This window comes from Streptomyces zinciresistens K42, from assembly GCF_000225525.1.
Taxonomy (GTDB): Bacteria; Actinomycetota; Actinomycetes; order Streptomycetales; family Streptomycetaceae; genus Streptomyces; species Streptomyces zinciresistens.
In genome coordinates this window covers 1-24,592 of sequence record NZ_AGBF01000099.1, presented here as the reverse complement: position 1 = coordinate 24,592, position 24,592 = coordinate 1, and the positions used below count along the sequence as shown (strand labels likewise).

At 71.1% G+C, this 24,592-nt stretch carries 26 protein-coding genes and 1 pseudogene; 20 read left to right on the top strand and 7 right to left on the bottom strand.

Translation table 11 applies throughout. The features are described from left to right. Positions 1-113: 113 nt before the first annotated feature. Both SZN_RS23345 and SZN_RS23340 read right to left on the bottom strand, forming a co-directional pair. Positions 114-767: a CBS domain-containing protein gene (locus SZN_RS23345; protein WP_007499322.1), complete on the bottom strand. Its 654-nt coding sequence runs from the start codon at positions 765-767 to the stop codon at positions 114-116. A 35-nt stretch (positions 768-802) separates the two neighbouring features. Then, positions 803-1,504, bottom strand: a complete 702-nt coding sequence (locus SZN_RS23340; protein WP_007499320.1) for a CBS domain-containing protein — start codon at positions 1,502-1,504, stop codon at positions 803-805. A gap of 228 nt (positions 1,505-1,732) precedes the next feature. On the opposite strand from SZN_RS23340, the gene SZN_RS23335 reads away from it, so the two are divergent. The 3 genes from SZN_RS23335 (at position 1,733) to SZN_RS23330 (ending at position 4,143) form a co-directional block, all read left to right on the top strand. Beyond that, complete coding sequence (locus SZN_RS23335; RefSeq protein WP_007499317.1) at positions 1,733-2,605, top strand: universal stress protein; 873 nt, start codon at positions 1,733-1,735, stop codon at positions 2,603-2,605. Further along, the gene (locus SZN_RS43235) at positions 2,602-2,736 is read left to right on the top strand and encodes a hypothetical protein (RefSeq protein ID WP_279627035.1); all 135 of its coding nucleotides are present in this window, start codon (positions 2,602-2,604) and stop codon (positions 2,734-2,736) included. Before SZN_RS23335 ends, SZN_RS43235 begins: the two co-directional genes overlap by 4 nt. A 381-nt stretch (positions 2,737-3,117) precedes the next feature. Then, a complete protein-coding gene (locus SZN_RS23330) occupies positions 3,118-4,143 on the top strand; it encodes a 6-phosphofructokinase (protein WP_007499314.1) in 1,026 nt (341 codons plus the stop codon). Between the two features lie 129 nt (positions 4,144-4,272). Here the strand turns inward: SZN_RS23330 and SZN_RS23325 are convergent, their stop codons facing one another. Together SZN_RS23325 and SZN_RS23320 are read right to left on the bottom strand one after the other, a co-directional pair. Further along, positions 4,273-5,100 (bottom strand): glycoside hydrolase domain-containing protein, encoded by an 828-nt coding sequence (locus tag SZN_RS23325; RefSeq protein ID WP_007499312.1) that lies wholly within the window; start codon positions 5,098-5,100, stop codon positions 4,273-4,275. 591 nt (positions 5,101-5,691) lie between these two features. Next, positions 5,692-6,306: a TetR/AcrR family transcriptional regulator gene (locus SZN_RS23320; protein ID WP_043732593.1), complete on the bottom strand. Its 615-nt coding sequence runs from the start codon at positions 6,304-6,306 to the stop codon at positions 5,692-5,694. A 374-nt stretch (positions 6,307-6,680) separates the two neighbouring features. Here SZN_RS23320 and SZN_RS23315 point away from each other — a divergent pair, with 374 nt between their 5' ends. Both SZN_RS23315 and SZN_RS23310 read left to right on the top strand, forming a co-directional pair. Then, positions 6,681-7,052 (top strand): hypothetical protein, encoded by a 372-nt coding sequence (locus SZN_RS23315; RefSeq protein ID WP_007499308.1) that lies wholly within the window; start codon positions 6,681-6,683, stop codon positions 7,050-7,052. A 378-nt stretch (positions 7,053-7,430) separates the two neighbouring features. After that, complete coding sequence (locus tag SZN_RS23310) at positions 7,431-8,216, top strand: SAM-dependent methyltransferase (protein WP_043732590.1); 786 nt, start codon at positions 7,431-7,433, stop codon at positions 8,214-8,216. A gap of 371 nt (positions 8,217-8,587) precedes the next feature. Here the strand turns inward: SZN_RS23310 and SZN_RS23305 are convergent, their stop codons facing one another. Both SZN_RS23305 and SZN_RS41520 read right to left on the bottom strand, forming a co-directional pair. After that, on the bottom strand, positions 8,588-8,941 hold the full coding sequence (locus SZN_RS23305) for a hypothetical protein (RefSeq protein WP_007499304.1): 354 nt from the start codon (positions 8,939-8,941) through the stop codon (positions 8,588-8,590). A gap of 240 nt (positions 8,942-9,181) precedes the next feature. Continuing rightward, positions 9,182-9,349, bottom strand: coding sequence for a hypothetical protein (locus tag SZN_RS41520; protein ID WP_007499302.1), 168 nt, complete (start codon positions 9,347-9,349; stop codon positions 9,182-9,184). A gap of 423 nt (positions 9,350-9,772) precedes the next feature. On the opposite strand from SZN_RS41520, the gene SZN_RS23300 reads away from it, so the two are divergent. From SZN_RS23300 to SZN_RS23255, 10 genes are all read left to right on the top strand, one after another. Next, entirely contained in the window at positions 9,773-10,522 is a 750-nt protein-coding gene (locus SZN_RS23300) for a glucose 1-dehydrogenase (protein WP_043732587.1), read from the top strand. 270 nt (positions 10,523-10,792) lie between these two features. Next, on the top strand, positions 10,793-11,653 hold the full coding sequence (locus SZN_RS23295) for a TIGR03620 family F420-dependent LLM class oxidoreductase (protein WP_007499299.1): 861 nt from the start codon (positions 10,793-10,795) through the stop codon (positions 11,651-11,653). 242 nt (positions 11,654-11,895) lie between these two features. Further along, positions 11,896-12,297 carry a MarR family winged helix-turn-helix transcriptional regulator gene (locus tag SZN_RS23290; protein WP_007499297.1) on the top strand — a complete coding sequence of 134 codons (402 nt, stop codon included), beginning with the start codon at positions 11,896-11,898 and terminating at the stop codon, positions 12,295-12,297. 108 nt (positions 12,298-12,405) lie between these two features. Further along, entirely contained in the window at positions 12,406-13,515 is a 1,110-nt protein-coding gene (locus SZN_RS23285; protein WP_007499294.1) for a hypothetical protein, read from the top strand. An 89-nt stretch (positions 13,516-13,604) separates the two neighbouring features. After that, positions 13,605-14,465 carry a DUF3592 domain-containing protein gene (locus SZN_RS23280; protein WP_007499293.1) on the top strand — a complete coding sequence of 287 codons (861 nt, stop codon included), beginning with the start codon at positions 13,605-13,607 and terminating at the stop codon, positions 14,463-14,465. A gap of 488 nt (positions 14,466-14,953) precedes the next feature. Further along, positions 14,954-15,307: a hypothetical protein gene (locus tag SZN_RS23275; RefSeq protein ID WP_043732584.1), complete on the top strand. Its 354-nt coding sequence runs from the start codon at positions 14,954-14,956 to the stop codon at positions 15,305-15,307. A gap of 306 nt (positions 15,308-15,613) precedes the next feature. Beyond that, positions 15,614-15,802 carry a hypothetical protein gene (locus SZN_RS23270; protein WP_007499288.1) on the top strand — a complete coding sequence of 63 codons (189 nt, stop codon included), beginning with the start codon at positions 15,614-15,616 and terminating at the stop codon, positions 15,800-15,802. 368 nt (positions 15,803-16,170) lie between these two features. Then, positions 16,171-17,148, top strand: a complete 978-nt coding sequence (locus SZN_RS23265) for a daunorubicin resistance protein DrrA family ABC transporter ATP-binding protein (RefSeq protein ID WP_007499286.1) — start codon at positions 16,171-16,173, stop codon at positions 17,146-17,148. Then, complete coding sequence (locus tag SZN_RS23260; protein WP_007499284.1) at positions 17,145-17,948, top strand: ABC transporter permease; 804 nt, start codon at positions 17,145-17,147, stop codon at positions 17,946-17,948. Before SZN_RS23265 ends, SZN_RS23260 begins: the two co-directional genes overlap by 4 nt. A gap of 114 nt (positions 17,949-18,062) precedes the next feature. Continuing rightward, complete coding sequence (locus SZN_RS23255; RefSeq protein ID WP_007499282.1) at positions 18,063-18,785, top strand: glycosyltransferase family protein; 723 nt, start codon at positions 18,063-18,065, stop codon at positions 18,783-18,785. A gap of 70 nt (positions 18,786-18,855) precedes the next feature. Here SZN_RS23255 and SZN_RS23250 read toward each other — a convergent pair whose 3' ends face one another. Further along, positions 18,856-19,830, bottom strand: coding sequence for a helix-turn-helix transcriptional regulator (locus SZN_RS23250; protein WP_043732581.1), 975 nt, complete (start codon positions 19,828-19,830; stop codon positions 18,856-18,858). A 79-nt stretch (positions 19,831-19,909) separates the two neighbouring features. On the opposite strand from SZN_RS23250, the gene SZN_RS23245 reads away from it, so the two are divergent. The 5 genes and pseudogenes from SZN_RS23245 to SZN_RS23230 all read left to right on the top strand — a co-directional run. Further along, a complete protein-coding gene (locus SZN_RS23245) occupies positions 19,910-20,734 on the top strand; it encodes an NmrA family NAD(P)-binding protein (RefSeq protein ID WP_007499278.1) in 825 nt (274 codons plus the stop codon). Between the two features lie 382 nt (positions 20,735-21,116). Beyond that, positions 21,117-21,218: pseudogene (locus SZN_RS42750) on the top strand (hypothetical protein); the annotation flags it as partial. A gap of 161 nt (positions 21,219-21,379) precedes the next feature. Beyond that, complete coding sequence (locus SZN_RS40550) at positions 21,380-22,054, top strand: NDP-hexose 2,3-dehydratase family protein (protein ID WP_007499275.1); 675 nt, start codon at positions 21,380-21,382, stop codon at positions 22,052-22,054. A gap of 11 nt (positions 22,055-22,065) precedes the next feature. Further along, complete coding sequence (locus SZN_RS23235; protein ID WP_007499273.1) at positions 22,066-22,392, top strand: antibiotic biosynthesis monooxygenase family protein; 327 nt, start codon at positions 22,066-22,068, stop codon at positions 22,390-22,392. A 53-nt stretch (positions 22,393-22,445) separates the two neighbouring features. Continuing rightward, positions 22,446-24,592: ATP-binding cassette domain-containing protein (locus SZN_RS23230; RefSeq protein ID WP_007499271.1), on the top strand; the 2,147-nt coding region annotated here is incomplete at its 3' end.

Genomic DNA, 24,592 nt, shown 5'->3' with positions numbered 1-24,592 from the left:
CGGGCCCCGGCACCCGCCGGCGCCGCGGTCAGGGTCGCGGCGGCCGCCCTGCCGACGGCCCGGCGTCGCAGGCGCCCGGAGCTCCCGTCGCCCGTGGAGTCCCCCCTGCGGTCTCACGCCGTCTCGTGGCCGGTGAGCCGCGGCTCGACGTCCACCACTCCTTCGACGGCGCGGATCAGGCGGGCGGCCAGGGGGACGAGCGCGGTGTCGCGCACGTGTCCGCGCAGGGTGACGACGCCCTCGTGCACCGTGACCTCCAGGGACCGCGCGTCCGCCGGATACAGGGTGGACACCACCGTGCGGCGGACCTCGTCGGCTATCTCGTCGTCCGGCCGCAGGAACACCTTCAGCAGATCGGCCCGGCTGACGATGCCCTGGAGCATGCCGATGCCGTCGACCACGGGCAGCCGCTTGACGTGCCGGACCGCCATGATCCTCGCCGCCTGGGCGAGGGTGGCGTCCGCGTGGACCGTGACGGCGGGCGTGCTCATGAGTTCCGCCGCCCGGGTCGCGCCGGCCTTCGCGACCTCGGCCAGGCGCTGCCGCGGAGGGGAACGCCGCTCCTCGTCGTCGTGGAACTCCTCCTTGGGCAGGAGATCGGCCTCGGAGACGACGCCGATGACGCGTCCCTCGCCCTCCAGCACCGGCAACGCGCTGACCTGCCACTCCGCCATCGTCCGCGCGATCTTCTTGAACGGAGCGTCACGCCCCACGGCCACGACCGTCTGGGTCATCACATCGCTCACCTTGCAGGGGGAGCCGGTCATGTCCGATCACCTCGTCCCGGCCTCGACGCTTGCGCTCAGGTGGCCAGTCCGGTGCGGCGTGACGCCGCAGGTTCCCCGGCGGCGGAGCTGTCGTCCACCCTGTGGTGCAGCTCCGCCGAGACGTCGACGACACCGTCGACGCCCTGGCACAGGCGCACGGCCACCGGCACGAGCGACCGGCGCTCCACGGTGCCCTTCAGCGACACCCTGCCGTCGACGACGCGCACGGCGACCGTGCCGGGGGTGATGCCGAGCGTGCGCAGGAGCACCTCTCCGGAGATCTCCTCCCGGATGGCGCTGTCGCCCCGGAGGAAGACCCGCAGCAGGTCAGCGCGGCTGACCAGGCCCACCAGCCGGCCGGCCTCGTCGACCACCGGCAGCCGTTTGACGTGGTGCCGCTCCATGACCTGGGCCGCCTCCACCGCCGTCCACTGCGCTCTGGCCGTCACGGCGGGGCTGTTCATCAGGCCTTCGGCGGTCGTGGCCCGCGCCTTCGCGCGGTCGGTGGGCCCCGGACGCAGGACCGGCAGCAGGCCGGCCGGATCCAGTTGGGCCGCCTCCTTGCGCAGCAGATCCGCCTCGGAGACCACCCCGACGGCCCGTTCGTCGTCGTCCACGACCGGTACGGCGGTGATGCCGTGCTCGGCGAGCAGCTTGGCGATCTCCTTGAAGCCGGTGCCCCGGCGCACGCTCACGACCGGTGTGGTCATGAGGTCGCTCACCATCCGGTGCCACATGGCTTCCGCCTCCTCGTGTGGTGTGCGGTCCTGCTACCACTCTCCGCCCGGCGGGCGTCAGACGCATGGGCCGGTCGGCCCGGTCCGCCCGGCACCCGGGGCGACCCCCTCGGACCGGGTCCGCCGGGTCCGCCGGGTCCGCGGCGTGCGGCGTGCGGCACACGGCGAAAGGCGCCAGGCTGGAGGGGGAGCGGACGGACGGCGACTCGGAGATCACCGGGAGGCGCCATGGGCGAAGCGTACGGACGCCGGCCCATCGTCGTGGGTGTCGACCCCGACCCCGCGAAGCGGCTGGCCCTCGCCTGGGCCGCCGACGAGGCGGACCGGCGGGGGCTGCCGCTGCGGCTCGTGCACGTCAGGGCGCTGCCCTCCGCCGGCCACGGGCCCGGCGAGGCGCGGCCTGCCCGGGAGCAGGGGAACCGGACGCCGCGCTCCACCGGGGAACGGGCGCTCAGGGAGGCGGCCGCCTTCGTCCGTTCCCGGCGGCCGTCGGTGGAGGTCACGGCCGCGTTGGAGGACGGGGAGACCGCCCGGGTGCTGCGCGAGCAGGCCCGGAGCGCGTCGATGGCCGTCGTCGGCTCCTGGCACCTGAACCACCGCGGTGCACTGTTCGGCTCGAACTCGGTGGCGCTTCCGCTCACCGCCCACGCCCCCTGCCCGGTCGTGGTCGTGCCGGAGCCGGAGCACGTCACACAGCAGCCCGCCTACGTCGTCGTCGGCGTCGACGGCAGCCCGCATTCCTCGGCCGCGGTGGATGTCGCGTTCGAGGAGGCGGCCCTGCGCGACGCGGCCCTCAGGGCCCTGTACGTCTGGCATCCCCCGCTGCTCGGCGTCCTGGACGAGGCCGCCGCGCTGCGGGAGTGCCGCCGGGTGCTGTACGAGACCGTGGCGGGGCGCACGGCGACGTACCCGCAGGTGGAACTGCATCACGAAGTCGCCCGCGGTCACCCGGTGGGCGTCCTGACGGAAGCCTCCGCACACGCTCTCTGCCTGGTCGTGGGCACGCGCGGACACGGTGGGTTCACGGGCATGCTCCTCGGCTCGGTGAGCCAGGGGGTCCTGCACCACGCCCGCTGCCCCGTCGTCACCGTCCCGGTGTGACGGCTCCACCGACCCCGGGCGGCCCGTCCGGCGAGCGCAGGGACATCGGCCGGCGCGTGGCCGCCGAGCGCCGCAGGCGGGCACTCGGCCGCGAGGAGACGGCGCGCCGCGACCGGCCGGCGCCCGGGTAGCCGGCATATCCGGAGGAGCTCCTCGCGGTCGGACCCGCGAGGAGCTCACGGAACCCGAGGCCGTGTGCGGGCTGGCCGAGCGGGCCCACACCACCCCCTGGCCGTGCGGCGCACGCGAGATGTGGGTGTCGATCCGCCCCACGAGCCTCACCGGCCGCAGGATCACCGCGGCAGACCGGTAGAGGCCGCGCACCGGGGCGCGCCGACGACTCCAGGGCGGGCCCGAAGGCCGGTGGCGGAGCGAGTCGCACGCTCGTGATCCGTCGCCCACGATGGAGGGAGAGCCGCACGTTCTTCGGCCTCACCCGTGAGGGGCGCAGCAGTCGGCGGGACCTCAGGGTGTTGCCGTGACGTCACGTCGTGCGGAGAAGGGAAGCGGCCATGCGGGTGGGAGTACTGACCGGCGGCGGTGACTGTCCCGGCCTCAACGCCGTGATCCGCAGCGTCGTCCGCAAGGGCGTCCAGGAGTACGGCTTCGACTTCGTGGGCCTGCGCGACGGCTGGCTCGGGGCGCTGCGCGGCGACGTCGTACCGCTGGACGTCGCGAGCGTGCGGGGGATCCTCCCCCGGGGAGGGACCATCCTCGGTTCCTCCCGCACCAATCCGTTCAAGCACGACGACGGCGTACGGCGCATCCGGCGCACCCTCGCCGCACACCGGGTCGACGCCCTCGTCGTGATCGGCGGCGAGGACACGCTCGGCGCGGCCGGTGAGCTCAGCTGTGAGGGACTGCGACTCGTCGGGGTGCCGAAGACCATCGACAACGACGTGGCCGGCACCGACTACACCTTCGGATTCGACACGGCCGTCGGCATCGCGACCGAGGCCATCGACCGTCTCCGCACCACCGCCGAGTCGCACATGCGGACCCTGGTGGTGGAGGTGATGGGACGGCATTCCGGTTGGATCGCCCTGCACGCCGGTGTCGCGGGCGGTGCCAACGCGATCCTGGTCCCCGAGCGGCCGTTCGACATCGAGCAGGTCTGCGCCTGGGTGCAGAGCCGATTCAGGTTCAACTACGCGCCGATCGTCGTCGTCGCCGAGGGGGCCGTGCCCAGGGAGGGCCAGATGATCCTCAAGGACCGGTCGCGGGACGAGTACGGCCACGTACGGCTCTCCGGTGTGGGTGAGTGGCTGGCCCGTGAGATCGCGCAGCGGACCGGGAAGGACGCCCGCACGACGGTCCTCGGCTACATCCAGCGCGGCGGTACGCCGAGCGCCTTCGACCGCTGGCTCGCCACGCGCTTCGGCCTGCATGCCGTGGACGCCGTGCAGGAGGGCGACTTCGGCACCATGGTGGCCCTGCGCGGCACCCGTATCGTCCGCGGTCCCCTCCCCGACACCCGTACGAGGACGAAGACGGTGGACGCCTCGCTCTACGACGAGTTCGAGGTGTTCTTCGGCTGACCCAGGCCGGTCGCGGCCGGTGATCCGCCGCGCGGGCGCCCGCGGCCGCCGGCCCGCGGTGTCCGCCCGGCCGGGTTCTTACCCTCCCGGGGGGACACCGCGGATTCCGTCCGCAGGGGGACAGGACCGCTATCCGGTGATGGCGACCGGGGCGTCCCAGGCGTTGCGGTCGACGGTGATCGTGTAACCGCCGCGGGTCTCCTTGCTGTTGACCATGTACTGGTGGGCGCGGCTGTGGTTGGTGTACAGCTTCGGGTCCCAGGGCCAGTCGGCGGTGGTGGTGTTCTTGTTGTTCCACAGGGCGTACCAGAGGTTGCCCGGCAGGTCCGTGCGGTTCGTGGCGGTGGCGATCGCCTTGGCACTGGAACTGCTGAAGCCGTAGAGACCGGCGCGGTACGTCTTGACCCGCAGGGTCTTGGTGAAGGAGCGCACGTACGTCAGGGTGGCGTCGTTGCACGCCTTGTTCGTGATGTCGTACGACTCCATGTTGAGGTAGATGGGGCTGCCCGGCTTCATGCCGAGCGCGGTCGCCTTGGCGACGGCGTCGTTGGCGTTGCTCGCCCCGACGGACGCCGCCGTGGAGGCGGTGAACCGCTCGGGGTTCCTGCTGGTCTGGCAGGGCGGCTGGGCGCCGACGTACAGGGGGATCAGTTTCCAGCCGGCGGTGCTGACGGACTTCACCCAGGAGGCGGTGAGGTTGGCCTGGGCGCAGCCGCGGTTCTTGCCGCCGATGTAGACCGCCGCGGCTCCGTAGAATCCGGTGTTCCACGCCTTCATCGCGGCGAGCGAGGGTGCCGCGCAGGTGTCGAACGCCCGCCCCGTGTACGTCTTCTGCGCCGGCCAGCTCGACGCGGCCATGGACGTCTGCGCGGCGATGCCGGCGCCGGCCACGACGACGACGCTCGCCGTGGCCCACGCGATGTAGCGGCCTCTTCTGGACAGCCGGTGTCTGGACATTCCCACCCCATTCGGATCACGCCGCAGCTGTGTACGCAGGGCACGCGTACGGTGACATGCCGTGCTGTACGTCTGCCTCGGTGCTCTCTGCGGCGGCGCTGTGAAGCTCCGGCAATCGGAGCGTTCGTCACCCTATCCAAGATCCCTCCGCGGGCCGGCGGCAGAGGGTGTCCGCGCAGGCGCAGCAGGTGCGCGTGCCGGCTGGAAGACTGACCGGCATGACCGAACCGAACCCGAAAGCGGACCTTCTCCGATACCTCCAAGACGCGCGTGACGCCCTGCTGTGGAAGCTCGACGGGCTCTCCGCGTACCGGCCACGCTGACATCCTGCGAGAACTCATCGACGGATCCGTCGGCTACGCGCAGGGCAACGACAACCTGCCGCCGGGGGACCGGACATGGTGGGAGGAGCACCGGAACCGACTGGAGCGTGCGGCCGGGGAATCCGGCGACTGATCTCACCCGGCTGCCGCCCCGCCGGCCGCCGGATCCGGGGTCGGCGCTCTCCGGCGCCCGGTCGGCCGGCGGAGGCCGGTTCGGCCCCGGCCGCTTGAACCCCCGGCCGCGTGAACCCCCGCCCGGCCCGGGGTGTCAGCCGCGTGCTGTTGCCGGGTCGGCGCTGATCGACAGCCAGATCCGCTCGGGCAGGATGCGTGCCGCTTCGGTGAGGTCCATGTCGTGGATGCCGGAGAGCCAGCGGCGTGCGGTTCCCACGACGGGGGCGAGCAGCAGGGACTCGATCAAGGGGAGCGGCAGGTCGGCGAGTTCGCCCGAGGCGATGCCTTCCCGGGCCCACTGTGCCAGCGGGGAGAGGCGCGCTTCCTGGAGGTCGCGGAGCTCTCTGCCCCGCGCCATGGTCTCCCGGTCGGTGTCGGCCATGTGCAGGAACAGCGCTGCGTCGCGGTTGTCGAGGACGAAGCGCAAGTAGGCCCCGACGAGCGCGTGCACGGCGTCCCGGGCGTTGTCGTGCCGCTGCAGGGCGTTGGTCATTTCGACGATGAGCGCGCCCGTCCAGCGTTCCGCGAGGGCGGTGCGCAGGCCCTGGAGGCTGCCGAAGTGGTGGTAGAGGCTCCCTGTGCTGACACCGCTGAGGTCCAGGACCGCCGTGACGGTGAACCCGCTTTCGCCCTCGGCGAGGTAGGCACGCAAGGCGGCGTCCAGGATCCGCTCGACGGTGACTTCGCCGCGGTGCTGCTTGCTGCCCATGCGCGCCATCGTAGGCGACCGCCAAGAGGAAGGCGAAAAATATTCTAGAAACTTGTTCCATTCGGCGAGTGGAAGCCCCAGACTGGACGTACCGCCGGGCAAGTCGGGGGACGTCCCGGCGTGCTCGTCCCGGCAGGCACGCCTGTCGGGACGAGCGTGCGGGAGGAGAGCGTGCACGCCGTCAACTCCCGAGGCGTGATCGTCCAACTCCCGAGGCGTGATCGTCGGCGCCAGTGTCAGCCGGCACGACGAAACAGAGCGCACCCCCCGCGATGACCGCAGCGCTGCCGCCGGGCTCCCTCACCGGCTGACTCCGAGGGCCTGTGCCGCACACGCAGCGGCAGTGCAGCCGACCGTCCTGCCTGGGAGGCCAGATGACGGAACAGTTCGCCTTGGACGACGAGTGCGGCGGAGGCTGGCAAGTCGAGGAGATCGACGGAACATGGATACGCCAGCGATTCTCTGAACGCCGCTTCGGCCATCTCCCCCCGGAGGTCTTCGCCAGGCTCCAGGAAGAGGCTCCCGTACTCAACATGACGACCATCGAGTACCTGCGGTGGATCGTCAACAAGGCGGAGGGGGCAATGCTGATGATGGGGGAGAGCATCAGGAAGCGGAAGCTGAGAAAGGACGATCCCGAGTACCACGTGTACGCGACCTGGGTGGCCACCCGCGCTGTCGTGCTCGAACGACACGTACTGAGAAACGTCAAGAAGGGAAAACCGCCGGTCTGGGTTGCCGAATGACCGCCACGGCACGACGAGTTCGCGTCAGAATCAGAATCGGAGCAGCAGGCGTTGTCGGCGGTCTCCGAACCTGAACCCCTTCGGGGTCGGTGACACACGACCTGGAACCGTGCCCGCGCAGTGCGGTCGCTCCTCGCGCCGCCGGTATCGCCTCACCGGGCCTGACCGTGGCGCGGCTGCGGCGAGAGCGTCTCAGAGGTCCCGAGTCGTTCGGCACTCGAACGCGAGCCGCCGGTCCCGGGCAGCAGAGGAGATCAGGCGGCCGAGTTCCGGCCTGCCCGCAGCGGCCCGCCCGCCGGGGCGGGCGAACCCGGCGACTTCCGGGTCCGCCGCGGGTACGGTCGTCCTCGTACGCCCCCTTGGGAACAGGAGCAGGGCATGGCTTTGGACGACTTCGGGTTGGGCGAGCGCATCCGGTCCGACGTTCCGCACTCCGCCCGGGTGTGGAACGCCTGGCTCGGCGGCAAGGACAACTACCCGGTCGATCGGGAGCTGGCCGACGTGGTGAGCGCCGCCTACCCGCAGATCGTCGACATCGCCCAGGCGTCCCGCGCCTTCCAGGCCCGCGCGGTCCGCCATCTCACCACGCTGGGAGTGCGCCAGTTCCTGGACGTCGGCACCGGTCTGCCGGTGGCGAACAGCACCCATGAGGTGGCCCAGGCCGCGCTCCCGGACGCCCGCGTCGTCTACGTGGACAACGACCCCATCGTGCTCGTGCACGCCCAGGCGCTGCTGACCAGCTCGCCCGAGGGCCGTACCGGCTATGTCGACGCCGACCTCTCCGACGTGGACGCCGTGGTCGACGAGGCCGCGAAGACCCTCGACCTGAACGAGCCGGTCGCCGTGCTGCTGCTGTCCACCCTGGGCCATCTGACGCCGGCCGAGGGGATCGCGGTGGTGCGGCGGTACATGGCCCGGATGCCCTCCGGCAGCCACCTGGTGCTCTGCGACACGGTCAGGACGCCGCAGACGCTGGCCGCGCAGGAGGCGTACGACTCCGGCGGCAACCCGCCCTACCTCGTCCGCGAGCCCGAAGAGATCACCGCCTGCGCCGAGGGCCTGGAACTGCTCGCGCCGGGCTTCGGCTCGATCGCGCACTGGCGTCCCGCCGACGACGCCCCGACCCCGGTCGACCAGTGGGGCCTGGTCGCCCGCAAGCCCTGATCCCCTTCCCGGCTGTTCCCGGCCGTCCGCTGTTCGCTCGGCCGGGAGGGGGTCCCCTCACACCGGGTCGGAGCGGGGCTCCGTCCGCAACGCGACGGCCCTCGGGCTTTCGGTGCCGCTGGTCCGGCGAGCGGGAGCCTGGTGATCCGCGTCCACCGTCACCGCCTGGGCCGCGGTGGTCCTCGCCGCACCGTGCGTCGAGGGCCGCCGCGTCGCAACCTTCCCCCTCACGCGCACCGAAGTCCGGGGGAGACGGCGGGGACCGGCACCGACGCGCCTCCCGGCCGCCACCGCCACCGCCCACGCCTCAGGGCGCAGGCGGCCCAGTACGTCGGCACCGTGAGAGGGGGTGCCCGCGAGACGGGCCGCCTTCAGACGGCCGCGCACACGATCGCCACAAGGCACGCCAGGAGACCGCACGCGAAGACCGCCGTCGCGCAGACGCGCACCGCCCCGTCACGGGGCAGGCGCCTGACCCGCGCGACGATCAGGGACAGCGGTATCGCCGCAAAGGGCAGGACCGCCGCCGTCAGCAAAGTGATGCCCCAGCCCCGTGAGGCCGTCGCGCCCTCGGGCATCGCCGCGCTTCCCAGGGCGCCGAGCGTCTGCTGCGCGCCGTTGAACGTGAGCGGCAGTGCCGCGAAAGCCCCGGGCAGCAGCGCGGCCCCGACCAGGGCCACCGCTCCGGCGGCACGGATCAGCGGACTCGTCGCCGTGCTCTGCACGTTTCTCCTCTTTCCCCGGCACGGCGGATGCGTCACCGATGCGGCCGGCACCAGCCCATGGTGTCGGCGCGCAGGCTCCGACACCACGGCGGCGGAGACATCGTGGACCTCGGACCAAGGCTGGTTCCGGTGGCACCGGGTGCTGTCGGAGCCTCACGCCTTCACGTCGAGCCGGAGCATCCAGTCTGTGCCACGCGGCGGCACAGTTGTGCACCGGCGGTGAGGAGGAGCGCGGCCGGGTCACCGTCTCGCCGCCGCCGGCGAGCCCGGGGGAGCCGGCGGGGCTGCCGCCCCGCTGATCACCACCCCCGAGCAGACGTGCTGCGCGACCAGGGCGAGGCGTTCGCCGCCCGGCTCCCTCACGCCGGAGTGCCCGCGGTCGGCGCCCGGTTCGGCGGCGTCGTGCACGACTTCTGCTTGTGGACTCGCTGCACGGCACCGAGACCGCCGCGCATGCGGCAGGGCACGCCGCAGCCAGCCTCAAGGAGGCTCCGCGGAACGGCTCGCGACTGCCCGACGTCTCCGTGTGCCCGTGTGCCCGTGTGCCCGTGTGCCCGTGTGCCCGTGTGCCCGTGTGCCCGTGTGCCCGTGCGCCCGTGCGCCCGTGTGCCGGTATGGGGGAGAGCCAGCGGGGCTGGACGGGTGCGCTGCTCGCCGTCGCGCTCGCCCGGTGCCGCCCGGCGGTGGCGGGGCGCAGACCTCCCGGCAGGACCGAAGGGCGGCGCCCTGGACCCGTATGGTTGACGTGTCACCCATACGGGATTATGGTGGTTGAAGTTTCAATAGAAGGTGGGTTCGATCATGAACCACCCGAGCAAGGAGTACCGCAAAATGGGACAGCTCAGCGGAAAGACGGCAGTCATCACGGGTGGCACCAGCGGGATCGGTCTGGCCACCGCGCGGCGGTTCGCCCAGGAAGGCGCGCGGGTCTACGTGACGGGCCGCCGCAAGGACGCGCTCGACGAGGCGGCCGCGGCGATCGGCGGCGATGTGACCGCGGTGCGGGCCGACAGTGCCGACCTCGATGACCTGGACCGCCTCTACGCCACCGTCGAGGCCGCCGGTGACCGGATCGACATCCTCTTCGCCAACGCGGGCGGCGGTGAGTTCGCCACCCTGGAACAGGTCACCGAAGAACACTTCGACGCGACCTTCGGCACCAACGTCAAGGGCACCCTCTTCACCGTCCAGAAGTCCTTGCCCCACCTCAACGACGGCGCCTCCGTCATCCTCACCGGCTCCACCGCCGGCACCGTCGGCAACGAGGCCTTCGGCGTCTACGGAGCCTCCAAGGCGGCCGTTCGCTCCTTCGCCCGCACCTGGGCCAACGAACTGCGCACCCGCGCCATCCGTGTCAACGCCATCGCCCCGGGCCCCATCACCACACCCGGCCTCGACAACCTCGCCCCGACGGCGGAAGAGGCCACCCAGCTCCGGGAGCACCTCGCCACCACCGTCCCCCTCGGCCGTATGGGGCAGCCCGAGGAGGTCGCCGGCCTCGCGCTCTTCCTCGCCACCGACCAGTCCAGCTACATCACGGGAACCGAGATCTTCGTGGACGGAGGCGCCAACCAGATCTGACCCGCGGGCGCGAGCGGCCGGACGTGCACGTCACGGGGCCGCACCGCGCCGCCTCGACCGCACCCGCACCGCCCGAGGCGGGATGCGCCGCGGGCGCCGGGTGGCCCGCGGTCGAGGCGGCCCGCCTACGGCCCCCGGGCCCGGACGCACTGCCGGAATGCGGATGACGTGTCACCCTACGTGTGGGGCGATGGCCGCACCGTCCCGGCAGCAAAATCTCGCCAGAGAAAAGAACCAGAGCAAAGAACCAGAGAAAAGAAGGAAAGTCCCATGCACATCGGCAAGACCGGCATCTGGAGCCCCGAACTGCGCCTGCACCCCGACCCCGTGGAGATCCACGAGGCCGCGGCCGAACTGGACCAGCACGGCTGGGGCGCCCTGTGGATTCCCGGCCTCGGCGGCGGTGACATCCTGGGCGACGCGGAACGCCTGCTGCGGGCAACCGAGAACGCCACCGTCGCCACCGGAGTCCTCAGCATCTGGCGCCACCCGGCCGCCGAGACGGCCGAGGGGCACGCGCGACTGCGCCGGGCGTACGACCACCGGCTCCTGCTCGGCCTCGGCGTCAGCGACGCCGCCGCCGCGCGGCACGCCGGCGGGACCTACCGTCCCCTCGCGGCGCTCGACAGCTACCTCGACGCTCTCGATCTGGCGAAGGAACCTGTTCCCGCCGAGGAGCGGGTGGTCGCCGCCATGGGGCCCAAGCTCACCGAACTCGCGCGCCGGCGCAGCGCGGGAACCCACCCCTTCCTGGTCACCCCGGAGTTCACCGCCGGCGCCCGAGCCGACCTGGGGCCCGGTCCCCTGCTCGCCCCCTACCAGGCCGTCGTGGTCGACGCCGACCCCGAGCGCGCCCGAGAGACCGCTCGCGGCTTCCTGTCCCCCTTCATAGGCATGGGTCACTACGCCAAGAGCCTGCTCCGGCAGGGCTTCACCGAGGACGATCTGTCCGACGGCGGCAGCGACCGCCTGATCGACGCCGTCGTCGCCTGGGGAGACATCGACGCCATCGGCGAGCGGATCAGGGCCCATCACGACGCCGGCGCCAGCCACGTGGCCCTCCACGCCATCGGCGCGGGCGGCGGCCTGCCCCTCACCGCATGGCGACAGCTCGCACCGCTGGCGCGCTGACCCGGACCCGTACGGGGACCGATCCGAGCGGGCCGCCCCACGGCTCGGCAGCCAGATCTGCGCACACCACGGTCAACGCCGTCTGACGCCCGGTCCACGTTCGACGCCGACCATGGGCGGATGGGGCCCGGCTGATCTCGTATGTGACTGAAGTGTCAACTTTCTCATATGCTGGACTCATGACGGATGCAACCCGATGGCTGACCCCGGTCGAGGAGCGTGCGTGGCGAGGACTGCTGCGCATGCACGACCTGCTGGTCAGCCAGGCCGGCCGGTCGATGCAGAGTCAGTTCGGACTGTCCGCGACCGACTACAAGGTGCTGGCAGAGCTGACGCGGTCCGCCGACGACCGGTTGCGGGTACTCGAACTCGCGAGGCTGCTGGGCTGGGAGAAGAGCAGAGTCTCGCACCACGTCGCACGCATGACCAAGCGTGACCTTGTCGACCGGGAGGAGTGCGCCGACGACGGCCGTGGCGCGTACGTCAGGGTCACGCCGGCAGGGCGGGCCGCCCTGGAGATGGCGGCACCCCAGCATGTCGCCGACGTGCGGCGTCTGTTCCTCGACCACATGACGCCGGGCCAGACCGCCCTCCTGGCGGAGATCGCCGACTCGATCATCGAAAAGCTCGACCCGCAGCAGTGAGGTCAGGTCGGTGGACCGGGCCGGTGGCTCGGGCCGGTGGGTCCCGGCCCGCCGGAAGACCATGCCGGCCTCTACCGGCCGCAGTCCGGGCGCAGCACAATCGCCTGTATGCCGATCATCGCGGGTGCGTCTCCGCCCGGACACGACTCACCCGCCGCGCTCGCCCGGGGATTCCTGACGGGCGGTGTGGTCGGGGCGTCGCCCGCCGCGCTGGTCGTGGGCGCGGTCACCGGGAAGCCACCGCTGTTCGTCGCGGGGTTGGTGCTGCCCGCGCTCTGCGGACTGCTGTTCTTCCTCGCCGGCAGGCCGAGGCGGATCCGGGAGGCGGCGGCCGTGCCCCGCACGGCGCTCGCGGTCGTCGAGAGCCTCCAGGCGGTCCGTGGCGAGGCGAGTGACATACCCGTGCGGTTCGAGCTCAGCGTCGCGCCGGACGACGGACCCTCCTACCGGGTCGAGATCACGCAGGACTTCAACCTCGTCGACCTGCCCGACTACCGGCCGCGCGGTGTCGTGGTGGTCCAGTACCCGCCGGACCGGCCGTGGCGGGTGCGCATCGTGAAACGGCCGACGCCGCAGTGGGAGGAGCGGGCGGCGGCGGCTCGCCTCGATTCGGCGCCGGCGACCGTCACGGTGACCGCGCCGCCGGAGGGCGGCGCCTTCTGCCTGGTCGCGCCCCTCGGCCTGCTGCTCGGTGCCGCCGCCGTGGTTCTGCCGTTCCGCGCGGACCTCGTCGGACAAGACGTCACCGCAAAGCCGCCTTCGGCCGCGCGGCCGTCCGTTACCTCCACTTCCTCCGCTTCCTCCACGTCGACGACGGTGGTGTCGTCGGTGTCGGGCACGGTCGCCCTGGGTCCGGGGCGTTCGTTCCTCGACAAGGGCGAGCTGGGCCGGGCCCTCGGTTCACTCACCAGGGGCGGGGACACCCGCCGGGCACTCACCGTCGTCGTCCGGGAGCGCCTGCTGTCGATCGTGTTCTCGCCGTCCGGCACGCGAACTCCCGGTTTCGACCCCCGTACGCTGCCCCGCAGCCGTTTCTCCGCCCTGGTCGAGGACGCCACGGCCACCCTCGGTGTCCGCTCCCCGCGGACCTGGCAGATCACCGCCGACCGTCTCACCGGCTCTCTCGTCATCAGGGTCGCCGTGTCCGGCGCCGAGGGCACGGCCTCACTGGAGGCGGACGGGCAGGGGAGAGTGGTGCGGCGCGCGCCCGCACGGTGAGCCCCGAGGCGGCACTGCGAGGCGGCACTGTTCCGGGCGCCAACGGGCGTACCCGATGGCGGTTTCCGAGGTGGCAGGAGGAGAGACGGATGGGCTGGAACGTGTATCTGGTGCTGTGGTGCGGCGTGTTCGGCGCGGTGGCACTGACCGGATACGTGAGGTCGCTGGCCGGGATGACACGCGCGCAGCGGACGGTCCGGACGACGGGCCGCATCGAGCGGGTGGACGAGCCGCGGCACGGAAGCTCGCCGAAGGACGGGATAGCCGTGGTCGTCTCCTTCCAGGACCCGGCCACGGGGGAGGAGTTCACCGTCACCAACGACGGAGAGCGCGGTGAGAGGGTCGGCGTGGCCTGGACGGGCCGGGAGATCGGTGTCCACTACCCGCCCGGCAGGCCCCACGCCTTCCGGTTCGCCGACCACCCTTCCGAAGGCGGGCGCGGACTGGGCTGGCCGGCCTTCGCGCTTTTCCTCGTCTACGCCGGCCCCGTCACCGTCGCCGCGGTCGAACGGGGTTGGCCGTGGGCGCTGGTCGGCTTCTGCGGACCCTGGGCCCTCTACGCCGCCTACCACCTGCCCGGCAACGTCCGCGACAGGAACCGCCGTATCGACGCGCTGGACGCCATGGCCGCCGTACCCGGCCGGGTCGTCGCCGTGCTCAAGAGCGTCAGCACCGACGACGACGGCCACACGTCCACCCACCTGGTACCGGTCGTCTCCTTCACGACTCTCGACGGCAGGGCCGTCACCGCCTACTGCGAGTCCGCGCTGCCGGACCCCGCCGGATCGCGGGGCCTGGACGTCACGATCCACTACACCCCGCACGACCCGGCGGTCTTCGTCCTGGATGTCGAGGCCGAACGCCGTTCCTGGAAACGGGACATGGCCGTCAACGTCGTGGGCGTGGTGATCATCGCGGCGGCAGCCGTGGCGGGGGTGATCGCGTGGTGACGCGGCGGCAGCGCTGCCGCCGCCCCACCGCGGAGCCGCCCACGCTCGCAGCCCCCACAGCGCCCCCGCCGACTCGCGTTCCCCGGCGCCGACCGGGCGACCCGACGACCCTGGACGGCTTCGCCGGGGCGAACTGCGAGGACGTACCCGCTCGTTGCTCGGAGCATCTCCTCGCCGCACGGCAGCGATCACTCTGAGGCCGTTCAGCCGGTACGTCCGCGGCGGGAAGTGCGCCAGGGCAAGCGATGTCCGGCCGCCCCGGGCGCAGTTGCCGTGCACGACGCGAACGTGATCTCCCGGCGTCGTCCCGGACGGCGCACATGCGCCCTGACCCCGGTCCGCAGCCGACCGACTGAGGACGTTCACGTGTGGAGAGACCGCCACGCGCCACGCCATCACCTGACGCTGTGACGGCGCGGCTATGATTCCTGGCCGCAGCTCTGCGGTTTCTCCAGCGCCCTCGTTGCCGAGGGTCCGACGATGGTGAGGTGCACGTGTCGGCGTACGGACCAGCGCTCTTCGTTTCCAGGAAGGACGGCGCGGAGCTGTCGCAGGAGGAGCGGGCCGTGGTCTTCCGGCTCGTTCAGTCAGCCTGCCTCAGCCTGATGTTGACCGACGACGAGGGCGAGCCGGTGCGACCGTCGGACCATGGCTATGACCAGGAGGAGGAGAAGGCCCTGGGCGTTCTGTTGCATTCCTCCTACGCGTATGCGCACATGCCGCAGGAAATACAAGTCGAGAAGGCGGAGGAATGGGAAGAGGAAGGGAAAAGGGTGGCGGCAGAGGTGGAGAAGCATGCCCCCGGCGTGTATGCGTTCACGGCGTACGGGGTTGAGGTCTGACAGGACCGCGAAACGCCCCGGCCCCATGGCGGGCCCGCGGCCCTGGACACCTGGTGACAGCCGTCCCTGTTGCCTCCTTCCCCGTCGCCGTCCCCGTCGCCGTGGGTCGGTTCCGTCCGAACCCACGGCTTTCGAGCGCTCCGTGAACCGGCGGTGACACCGGACGGACCGCCGTCCGCGTAACTCTCCCGCCACACGACCGCACCGACGTGCCCCACCCCCTGCCCAGCGGGCCGGCGCGCACACCGCCCCGACGCCGCTTCGAGCGGTGCCGACGGCCGGCGCACCCTCCTGAAGAGCCCGACCATGGTCTTCCTCGGGAAGATCTCCTTCGCCCTCTGCCTGGTGCACTGGTTCGTCCTGGGCTACGGGCCGCTCGGCATGTCCCAACCCGATGGCTGGATGCGCCGGTCGACGCTTTCGCGTGCGCTCTACGGGAGTGCTCTCGTGATCGTTTTCAGCATGCTGCTCGTCTGGCTGTTCTCGGTCGGCTGAGGACCGCTTCGACGACAACCGGTGGGGACGCCGGGGTCCGGACACCGATGGCGCTCCGGCCACCGCGCGATTGGCCCGGTGCCAGGGTGCGAGCCAGCGCTCAGGGACGTCTGGACTCCGCCTTGATCTCTCAACTTTTCTTCTGTGCATGATGATTGACAGATCGTCAGTCATGGGGGGAAGTGTCTTCCGGTCTGCTTCCGATGCGTCTGCGGGGCGCATTCGCCAAGGACCGTCCCGCCGCGCCGGCCCCGGGGGATCGGGGACCGAAGCTGACCGCGATCGTTCCTAGGCTGGGCCCGGCCCGCTGGGAGACCACCGGCCGGCCGCTGCGATCACACCGCGCAGGTACCGTTCATGGAGGACCAATGACCAACGCGATTGTCGCCGAGGGGCTGAGAAAGAAGTTCGGCACCCATACCGCCCTGGACGGGGTGGACCTGACCGTCCCCGAAGGATCCGTACTGGGACTTCTCGGGCCCAACGGCTCCGGCAAGACCACGACCGTGCGCGTCCTCGCCACCCTCCTGCGCGCCGACGCGGGACGGGCGACCGTCTCGGGTCTGGACGTACGCAGCGACGCCGTCCAGCTCCGTCGCAAGATCGGCCTCTCCGGCCAGTACGCGGCGGTCGACGAGGACCTCACCGCCCGGGAGAACCTCCGGATGATCGGCAGGCTCTACCACCTCGGCGTCACGGAGAGCAGCAGGCGGGCCGACGAACTGGTGGAGCGCTTCGACCTCACCGAGAACGCCGACCGCCAGGTCAAGGGCTACTCCGGGGGAATGCGCCGCCGCGTGGACCTCGCCTGCGCGGTGGTCTCCAAGCCCGAGGTGCTCTTCCTCGACGAGCCGACGACCGGGCTCGACGTTCGCAGCCGGATGGCCGTGTGGGAGGTGATCGGCGAACTGGTGAGCGGTGGCAGCACCCTGCTGCTCACGACCCAGTACCTGGAGGAGGCCGACCAGCTGGCCGACCGGATCACCGTGATCGACCGAGGCCGGGTGATCGCCGAAGGCACCCCCGACGTACTCAAGGACCGGGTCGGCGGAGAGCGCATCGAACTGACCACGCGCACCGCCGAGGACGCCCGGCACGCGGGTGCCCTGCTCGCCCCACTCGCCTCGGGCGAGCCCACGGTGGAGGAGGCGGACAAGCGGGTGATCGTGCCCGTCAGCGACGGCCCGGCCACGCTGGTCTCCGCGATCCGGCTGCTCGATCAGCACAACCTCCGGCTGGCGGGAGTGACCCTGCGCCGCCCCAGCATGGACGAGGTCTTCCTCGCCCTGACCGAGAACTCCGACACGGCGGCAGCCGGCGGCAAGATCGAGGAGCAGGTCCGTTGAGCGCCTTCACCCAGGCCGTCGAGGACGGCCTCGTCCTCACCAAGCGCAACGTTCTCAAGAACCTGCGCAACCCCGACATCGTGGTGTTCACCAGCGCCGCTCCCATCGCCTTCGCGCTTCTCTTCGGGTTCGTGTTCGGCAGCGCGATCGACGTGCAGGGCTCGAACTACCGCGAGTTCATGATCATCGGCATCCTGACCCAGACGATGCTGCTGACCGCCTCCAACACCGGCGTCGGCATCGCCCACGACATGAAGCTCGGCCTCGTGGACCGGTTTCGGTCGCTTCCCATCTCGCAGTCCGCGGTGCTGGTCGGCCGGACCAGCGGCGACGCGGTGAACAACGTTCTCGTGATCATTCTGATGTCGCTGACCGGTCTGCTGATGGGCTGGCGCATCCGGTCCGGCTTCCTGGACGCCGCCCTCGCCTTCCTGCTGCTGTTCCTCTTCGCCTACGCGGCCTCCTGGATCACCGCGGCAATCGGTCTGACCGCGAAGTCGCCCGAGGTGCTGGGCAACGTGATGCTGATGGTGCTGCTGCCGCTCACCTTCATCTCGAACTCTTTCGTGCCCAGTGAGGGGCTGCCCAAGGTCCTCCAGGTCGTCGCCGACTGGAACCCGGTGTCCGCGGTCGTCGAGGCGTGCCGGCAACTGTTCGGCAACATCCCGCCAGGCCGGCCGGAGCCGGAGGTGTGGCCGCTTCAACACCCCGTTCTCTCGGCCTTCCTGTGGGTGGCGCTGATCCTCGTGATCTTCGTACCGCTGTCCATCCGCCGCTACGCGAAGGCCGTGGGCCGTTAGGGCCTCTTGCCGGGATCAGGCCGGGCTCGACCCGGACGAAAGAACCTGACCCCGGGTCCGCCGGGTGCGCTGGACGCCCGGGGCCCTGTCCCAGATGAACGAAGGAGATCCATCGTGCGATTCCTGTGTGTCGTCGGAGGCGGTTCGGCTCCCGTCCACGCCAGCGTGCCCCTCGCCTGGGCGGCCCGTGCCGCCGGGCACGAGGTCATGGTCGCCTCACCCGAGGAGAACCTCGACCTCGTCACCGGTCTCGGGCTGCCCGCCCGCGGCGTGACCGACCTGGGCATGGGCGACGCCATGCTCAAGGACCGGCAAGGGAACTGGCTGCCCATGCCCACCAGCGAGAGCACCGAGATGGACTTCGCGGGCCGGGGCTTCGCACGGCTCTCGGCGGCCGGCTACCGGGGCACCGAGGAGCTCGCCGAGGCCTGGCGGCCCGACGTGGTGATCGGCGGGGAGTACAACCACGCCGCCCCGCTGATAGCCCACAGGTTCGCCATCCCCTTGGTGAGCCACACCTGGGCCATCTACGACCGCACCGACATCGACTGGCAGGGCGCGACCGACGAACTCAAGCCGGAACTGGCCGCGTTCGGACTGGATGCGATACCGCAACCCGCCCTCTTCGTCGACATCACCCCGCCGACGGTACGGCCCCGGCACGCCGAGCCCGCTCAGCCGATGCGCTGGGCCCCCGGCAACCTCGCGGATGTCCGCGGACACCGGGGTGGCGCCGCCGCCGTCGATCGCCACCACACCGCCGCCTCGCTCCGGGCCGCCGAGGCCGTGACCGTGGAGCGTGCGCGGGCGGTGGCCAACAAGCTGGTTCGGTCCTGACCACGGCGGACGACGGACGGCGGCGGGAGCGGGCACCTCGGGTGCCCGCTCCCGCCGCCGTCCGCGCGGCTCAGCCCCGCGCGCAGTCCTCGGCCCAGGCCGCACGGTGCAGCCGGCAGCTGAGAGTGCGCAGGTGCTCCACCAGCTCGGGCGGCTCCTGCACCTCGAAGCCGAAGCCGAACGCGGCCACCCACACCGCGAGGTGGTCCAGACTGGTGGAGCCGATGCGGAGCACGCAGGTGCGGTCGTCGACCGGCTCCACCACGCCCAGTGACGGAGGCACTTCCAGGGCCACTTCGCTCGCCGGGCCGTGCATGGTGATCACCGCCCGGTAGCGGTACTGGCCGCTGGTGACAGCCGACGCCACATAGGAAGCCATGTCCTCCGCGGGCAGGGGCTTCGGAGTGAACCGCGGCCCGTTGGGGATCCGCAGCGCCATCCGGTCCACCCGGAAGCTGCGCCAGCCCTCCCTACGGGTGTCCCAGGCCACCAGATACCACCGCTGCCCGTCGTGGACCAGCCGGTACGGCTCCACATCACGCACGGTCGCCGCTCCGTCGCGCGCGGTGTAGTCGAACCGCAGCCGCTCGTGGTCCCGCACCGCCGACGCGATGGCGGTCAGCATCGCCGGGTCGACCGTGGGAGCGAGCGTCGGCATGGTCACCAGCGCCGCGCTGAGCGCGTTGACCTGGTGGCGCAGCCGGGAGGGCAGCACCTGGTCCAGCTTGGCCAGGGCCCGCACCGAGATCTCGGCGATGCCCGTGATCGCGCCGCCGGCCGCGGTGCGCAGCCCGACCGCCACCGCGACCGCCTCCTCGTCGTCCAGCAGCAGCGGCGGCAACGACGTTCCGGCCGCCAGCTGGTAGCCGCCGCCCACTCCGCCCATCGCGTTGATCGGGTATCCGAGGGCCCGCAGCTTGTCGACATCGCGCCGGACGGTTCGGGGGCTCACCTTCAGGCGGTCGGCCAGATCGGGCCCCGACCACTCCCGGTGGGCCTGGAGCAACGCAAGTAAACGCAGCAGTCGAGCCGAGGTTTCCAACATGGACCGACCTTCTCATCAACGGAGGACAGGAGGTGACCGCGAATGCTTTTAGCGTGGCCGTCAGACCGAAGGAGATCCCATGACCATTCTCATCGCCGGTGCCACCGGAAACGTCGGACGCCCCCTGGTGGAACAGCTGCTCGCCGCCGGACACCCGGTGCGCGCGCTGACCCGCAACCCCGCCAAGGCGAACCTGCCCGCGGGCGCCGAAGTGATCGCGGGGGACCTCTCCGACACGAGCTCCCTGGTCGAGGCATTCAAGGGGGTCACGGCCGCCCATCTGATCAGCTTCAACGGTGCGGACTTCGCCCCGCTGGAGAACGGCCCGGAGATCGTCGAGCTCGCCAAGGAGTCCGGCGTCCGCAAGGTGACCGTGCTCAAGGGCGACGTCACCAAGAGCCCCCTGGAGGAGGCGGTGGAAGCCGGCGGCCTGGAGTGGACCTTCCTCTCGCCGGTGGAGTTCATGTCCAACGCCCTGGAGTGGACCGAGTCGATCAAGAACGAGGGCGTCGTCCGCGAGGCGTTCGCCCAGGCGAAGAGCGCGATGGTGCACGACGCCGACATCGCCGCCGTCGCCGCCGCCGCCCTCACCTCCGACGGACACGCGGGCCAGGAGTACTGGATCACCGGCCCGCAGGCGCTGACTCCGCCGGAGAAGGTACGCGCGATCAGCGAGGCTCTGGGCCGCGAGGTGAAGTACGTCGAGCTGAGCCAGGACGAGATCGTCGCCGAGTGGCGTCAGACCGGCTACTCCGACGAGGACGTCGAGTTCTTCCTCACGATGCGCACCAACCCGCCGGAGGCCGGCTACACGGTGCAGGACACGGTGGAGCGGGTCACCGGCAAGCCCCCGCGGACCTTCGTCCAGTGGGTCAGGGAGAACGCCGCGGCCTTCACGGCCTGACACCCCACGACGGGAGCCGAGCGGGTCACCCCCGTCTCGCTCGGCTCCTTCCCTCCCGGAGCGGCCCGGCCACCGCCCCATCCGGCGGCGCGCGTCCCCGACCGGCCCCGGGGGCGCGACCCGGCACCGCCCGCACCCCTGCCAGTGACGTTCGAGCGCGATTGCAGGCGGTATCGAGCCCGGGAATCGATCGTGGGCGGGTCGTCGACCACAACTCCCGGGGGTTGCCTTGACCACTCGTTCGCGGACCCCCCGGGCAGGGACGGCAGCGCCCCACGACGCCGCTCACCTGCGGATCGCGAGATCCGTGGTGGCGGACACCGGGGCCGGTGCCGCCGACCGGTTCCACCGGTGGCTCGCTGCACAGAAGCAGCACACCGACATGCTGGTCCGGCAGGTCGCGCTGGAGGACCTCGCCGGCTGGCACACAGAGCCCGGCACCGGGAACCTCGTCCACGAGACGGGCCGTTTCTACTCCGTCGAGGGCCTCGACGTCCACCTGCCCGGCGCCCCTGTCGAACGCTGGCAGCAGCCGGACCTGGTGAACATGGATGCCCGATCGGTCCCGGCCTGCCGCGTGTCCTCGGCACTCCGGCGGACGACTTCACGGCCGCGCTCGTCCGCTCCTGCGACGAGCGTGCGGACGTGCCCGAGAACCTGGCAGGCGTGTTGCACTGGATCACCGACGTCCGCACCCGCAGGGACGTCGTCGCCGAGCGGGTCCCGCTGCGGGCGCTGGCGGGCTGGCGCCGCGACGACAGCCGCATCGCGCACGAGAGCGGCCGGTTCTTCCGGGTGACCGGGGTCGATGTCGCGGCAACCGGTCGCGAGGTCCGCGCCTGGGCCCAGCCCATGATCGAGCCCTGCGGTGAGGGCGTGATCGCCTTTCTGGCCCGCAGGATCGACGGCGTCCTGCACCTGCTCGTCCACGCCGCCACGGAACCGGGGTACGCGGATGTCGTCGAACTGGCCCCGACGGTCCAGTGCGCCCCGGCCGGCCTCGACGCACTGCCCGCCGGGGCGCGCCCGCCCCACCTGGACGCGGTGCTGAACGCCGCCCCCGAGCGGATCCGCTTCGACGCGGTGCACTCGGAGGAGGGCGGCCGTTTCTACCATGCCCGCAACCGCTACCTGATCGTGGAGACGGAGGAGGACCACGGGGCCGGAGCCCCGGATCACCGCTGGCTCACCGTGGCCCAGCTGGTCGCCCTGATGCGGCACAGCCACTACGTGAACGTCCAGGCACGCTGCCTGCTCGCCTGTCTCCACAGCCTGACCGCCCGGTCCGGCCCCGTACAGCCTTCCGTCGCCCTGTCGTAAAGGAGAGCACGATGGCCCAGCAGGACACTCCGCAGCCCCAGGTCACCTTCGTGAACAGGTTCACGGTCTCCGGGAGCCCGCAGGAGTTCGAGGACGCCTTCGCGCGTATCGCGGCCTTCATGACGGAACAGCCGGGCATCATCGGCTACACCCTGTCCCAGGACGTGAAGGACCCCCAGCGGTACGTGAACATCGCCCGCTGGGAGCAAGCGAACGCGCTTCGCGCGGCCGTCGCTCACCCGGACTTCCAGAGCCACGTGAAGGAGCTGCGGCAGCTCGCGCAGAGCGAGTCCGAGCTGTACACAGAACGGCACCGCTATCTCGACCGCACCGCGTGACCCCCATCCGGTTCGGCGTTCCCCTCCCGATCAAAACGTGAACAGGCCCTGAAATGACAGAAGTCGAGCGCAACGACATCAACAACGCGCAGTACATCCGCATCGCGGGCGCGCGCGAGCACAACCTCAAGGACGTGTCGCTGCGGATCCCGAAGAACAGGATCACGGTGTTCACCGGCGTCTCCGGGTCGGGGAAGTCGTCGATCGTGTTCGACACCCTGGCCGTGGAGGCGCAGCGGCAGCTCAACAGCACCTACGACTGGTTCATCCGCAATCAGTTGCCGAAGTACCAGCGCCCCCACGCGGACGTCATCGAGAACCTGACCGCCCCGGTGGTCGTCGACCAGAAGCCGGTCGGCGGCAACGCGCGGTCGACGGTCGGCACGATGACGGACCTCTACTCGTCGCTGCGCGTGCTGTTCTCCCGTCTGGGCACGCCGTACAACCCGCCCTCGGCGTACTCCTTCAACAACCCGCAGGGCATGTGCCCGGAGTGCGACGGCCTCGGCCGGATGCGCCGAGTGGACGTCGACCGGCTGCTCGATCGGACGAAGTCGCTCGACGGGGGAGCGATCCAGCTCAGCACGCACAAGCCCGGTGCGATGGACTGGCAGATGTACGCGAAGTCCGGGCACTTCGACACCGCGAAGGTGCTGAGCGACTACACCGATGCCGAGTGGGAGATGCTCCTGCACGGCAGCGGCGGCACGGTGACGGTGTCCACGACCAACACCACGGCCACCCTCAAGTACGAAGGCGTCGTGGCCCGTTTCGCCCGGACCAATCTCAAGCGCGACCTCGGCTCGCTCAGCGAGCGCGGCCGTGCCAACATCGAGCGGTTCATCACGCTGGGGGAGTGCACGGGCTGCGGCGGCACCCGGCTGAATCCCACCGCGCTCGCCGCGACCGTCGCCGGCCGCACCATCGCCGACTGGACACGGATGGAGATCAGTGACCTGATCAAGCTCCTCGACGGGATCGACGACCCGGTCGCCACCCCCGTCGCCGCGGGGATCCGTACCGCCTTCGAGCGCATCGAGGGCATCGGGCTCGGCTATCTCTCGCTGGACCGGGAGACCCTGTCGCTCTCCGGCGGTGAGGCCCAGCGGCTGAAGACGGTGCGCCACCTCAGCAGCAGTCTGGTCGGCATGACGTTCATCTTCGACGAGCCCAGCACGGGTCTGCACCCGCGCGACGTGGGCCGCCTCAACGGCCTGCTGCGGGAGCTGCGGGACATGGGCAACACGGTGATCGTCGTCGAGCACGATCCGGACGTCATCGAGATCGCCGACCATGTGGTCGACGTGGGTCCCGGAGCGGGCGTCCACGGCGGGGAGATCGTCTTCGAGGGCGGTTTCCCGGAGCTGAAGCGGGCCGACACGCTCACCGCCGTCTGTCTGCGCCGCACCGCGGACGTGAAGGCGGACGTCCGCCGCCCGACGGGAAAGCTCGCGGTGGAGAACGCCGACCTCCACAACCTCCGCAACGTCTCGGTCGGCATCCCGACCGGGGTCCTCACGGCGGTCACCGGGGTCGCCGGATCCGGAAAGAGCTCGCTGATCACCGGAGCGTTCATGGACGCGTACCCGGACACGATCCTGGTCGACCAGACGGCCATCAGGGCTTCCTCGCGATCCACGCCCGCCAGCCACCTCGACATGATGGACACCATCCGCAAGCTCTTCGCCAAGGCCAACGGCGTGCCGGTGAGCCTGTTCAGTTTCAACTCGGCGGGCGCCTGCGACGAGTGCAACGGGCGCGGTGAACTCGTCGTGGAACTCGCCTACATGGACCCCGTCCGGACCCGGTGCGAAGCCTGCGAGGGCCGCCGGTTCAAGGAGGAGGTCCTGGCCTACGAGCTGCGCGGCAAGTCCGTCGCCGATGTGCTGGACCTGTCCGCCGAGAGCGCCGTCGAGTTCTTCACCGAGCGCGAGGTCCTGGACAAGCTGACCGGCCTGACCGACGTCGGGCTCGGCTATCTCACCCTCGGGCAGCCGCTGAGTACGCTCTCGGGCGGCGAGCGCCAGCGTCTGAAGCTCGCGGGCCGGCTGCACGGCTCCAAGTCCGTGTACGTCCTCGACGAGCCGACGACGGGCCTGCACATGTCCGACGTCGACACCATCGTCGGGCTGATGAACGGCCTGGTGGACCGGGGCAATACGGTCATCGTCATCGAGCACAACCTGGACGTCGTCCGGCA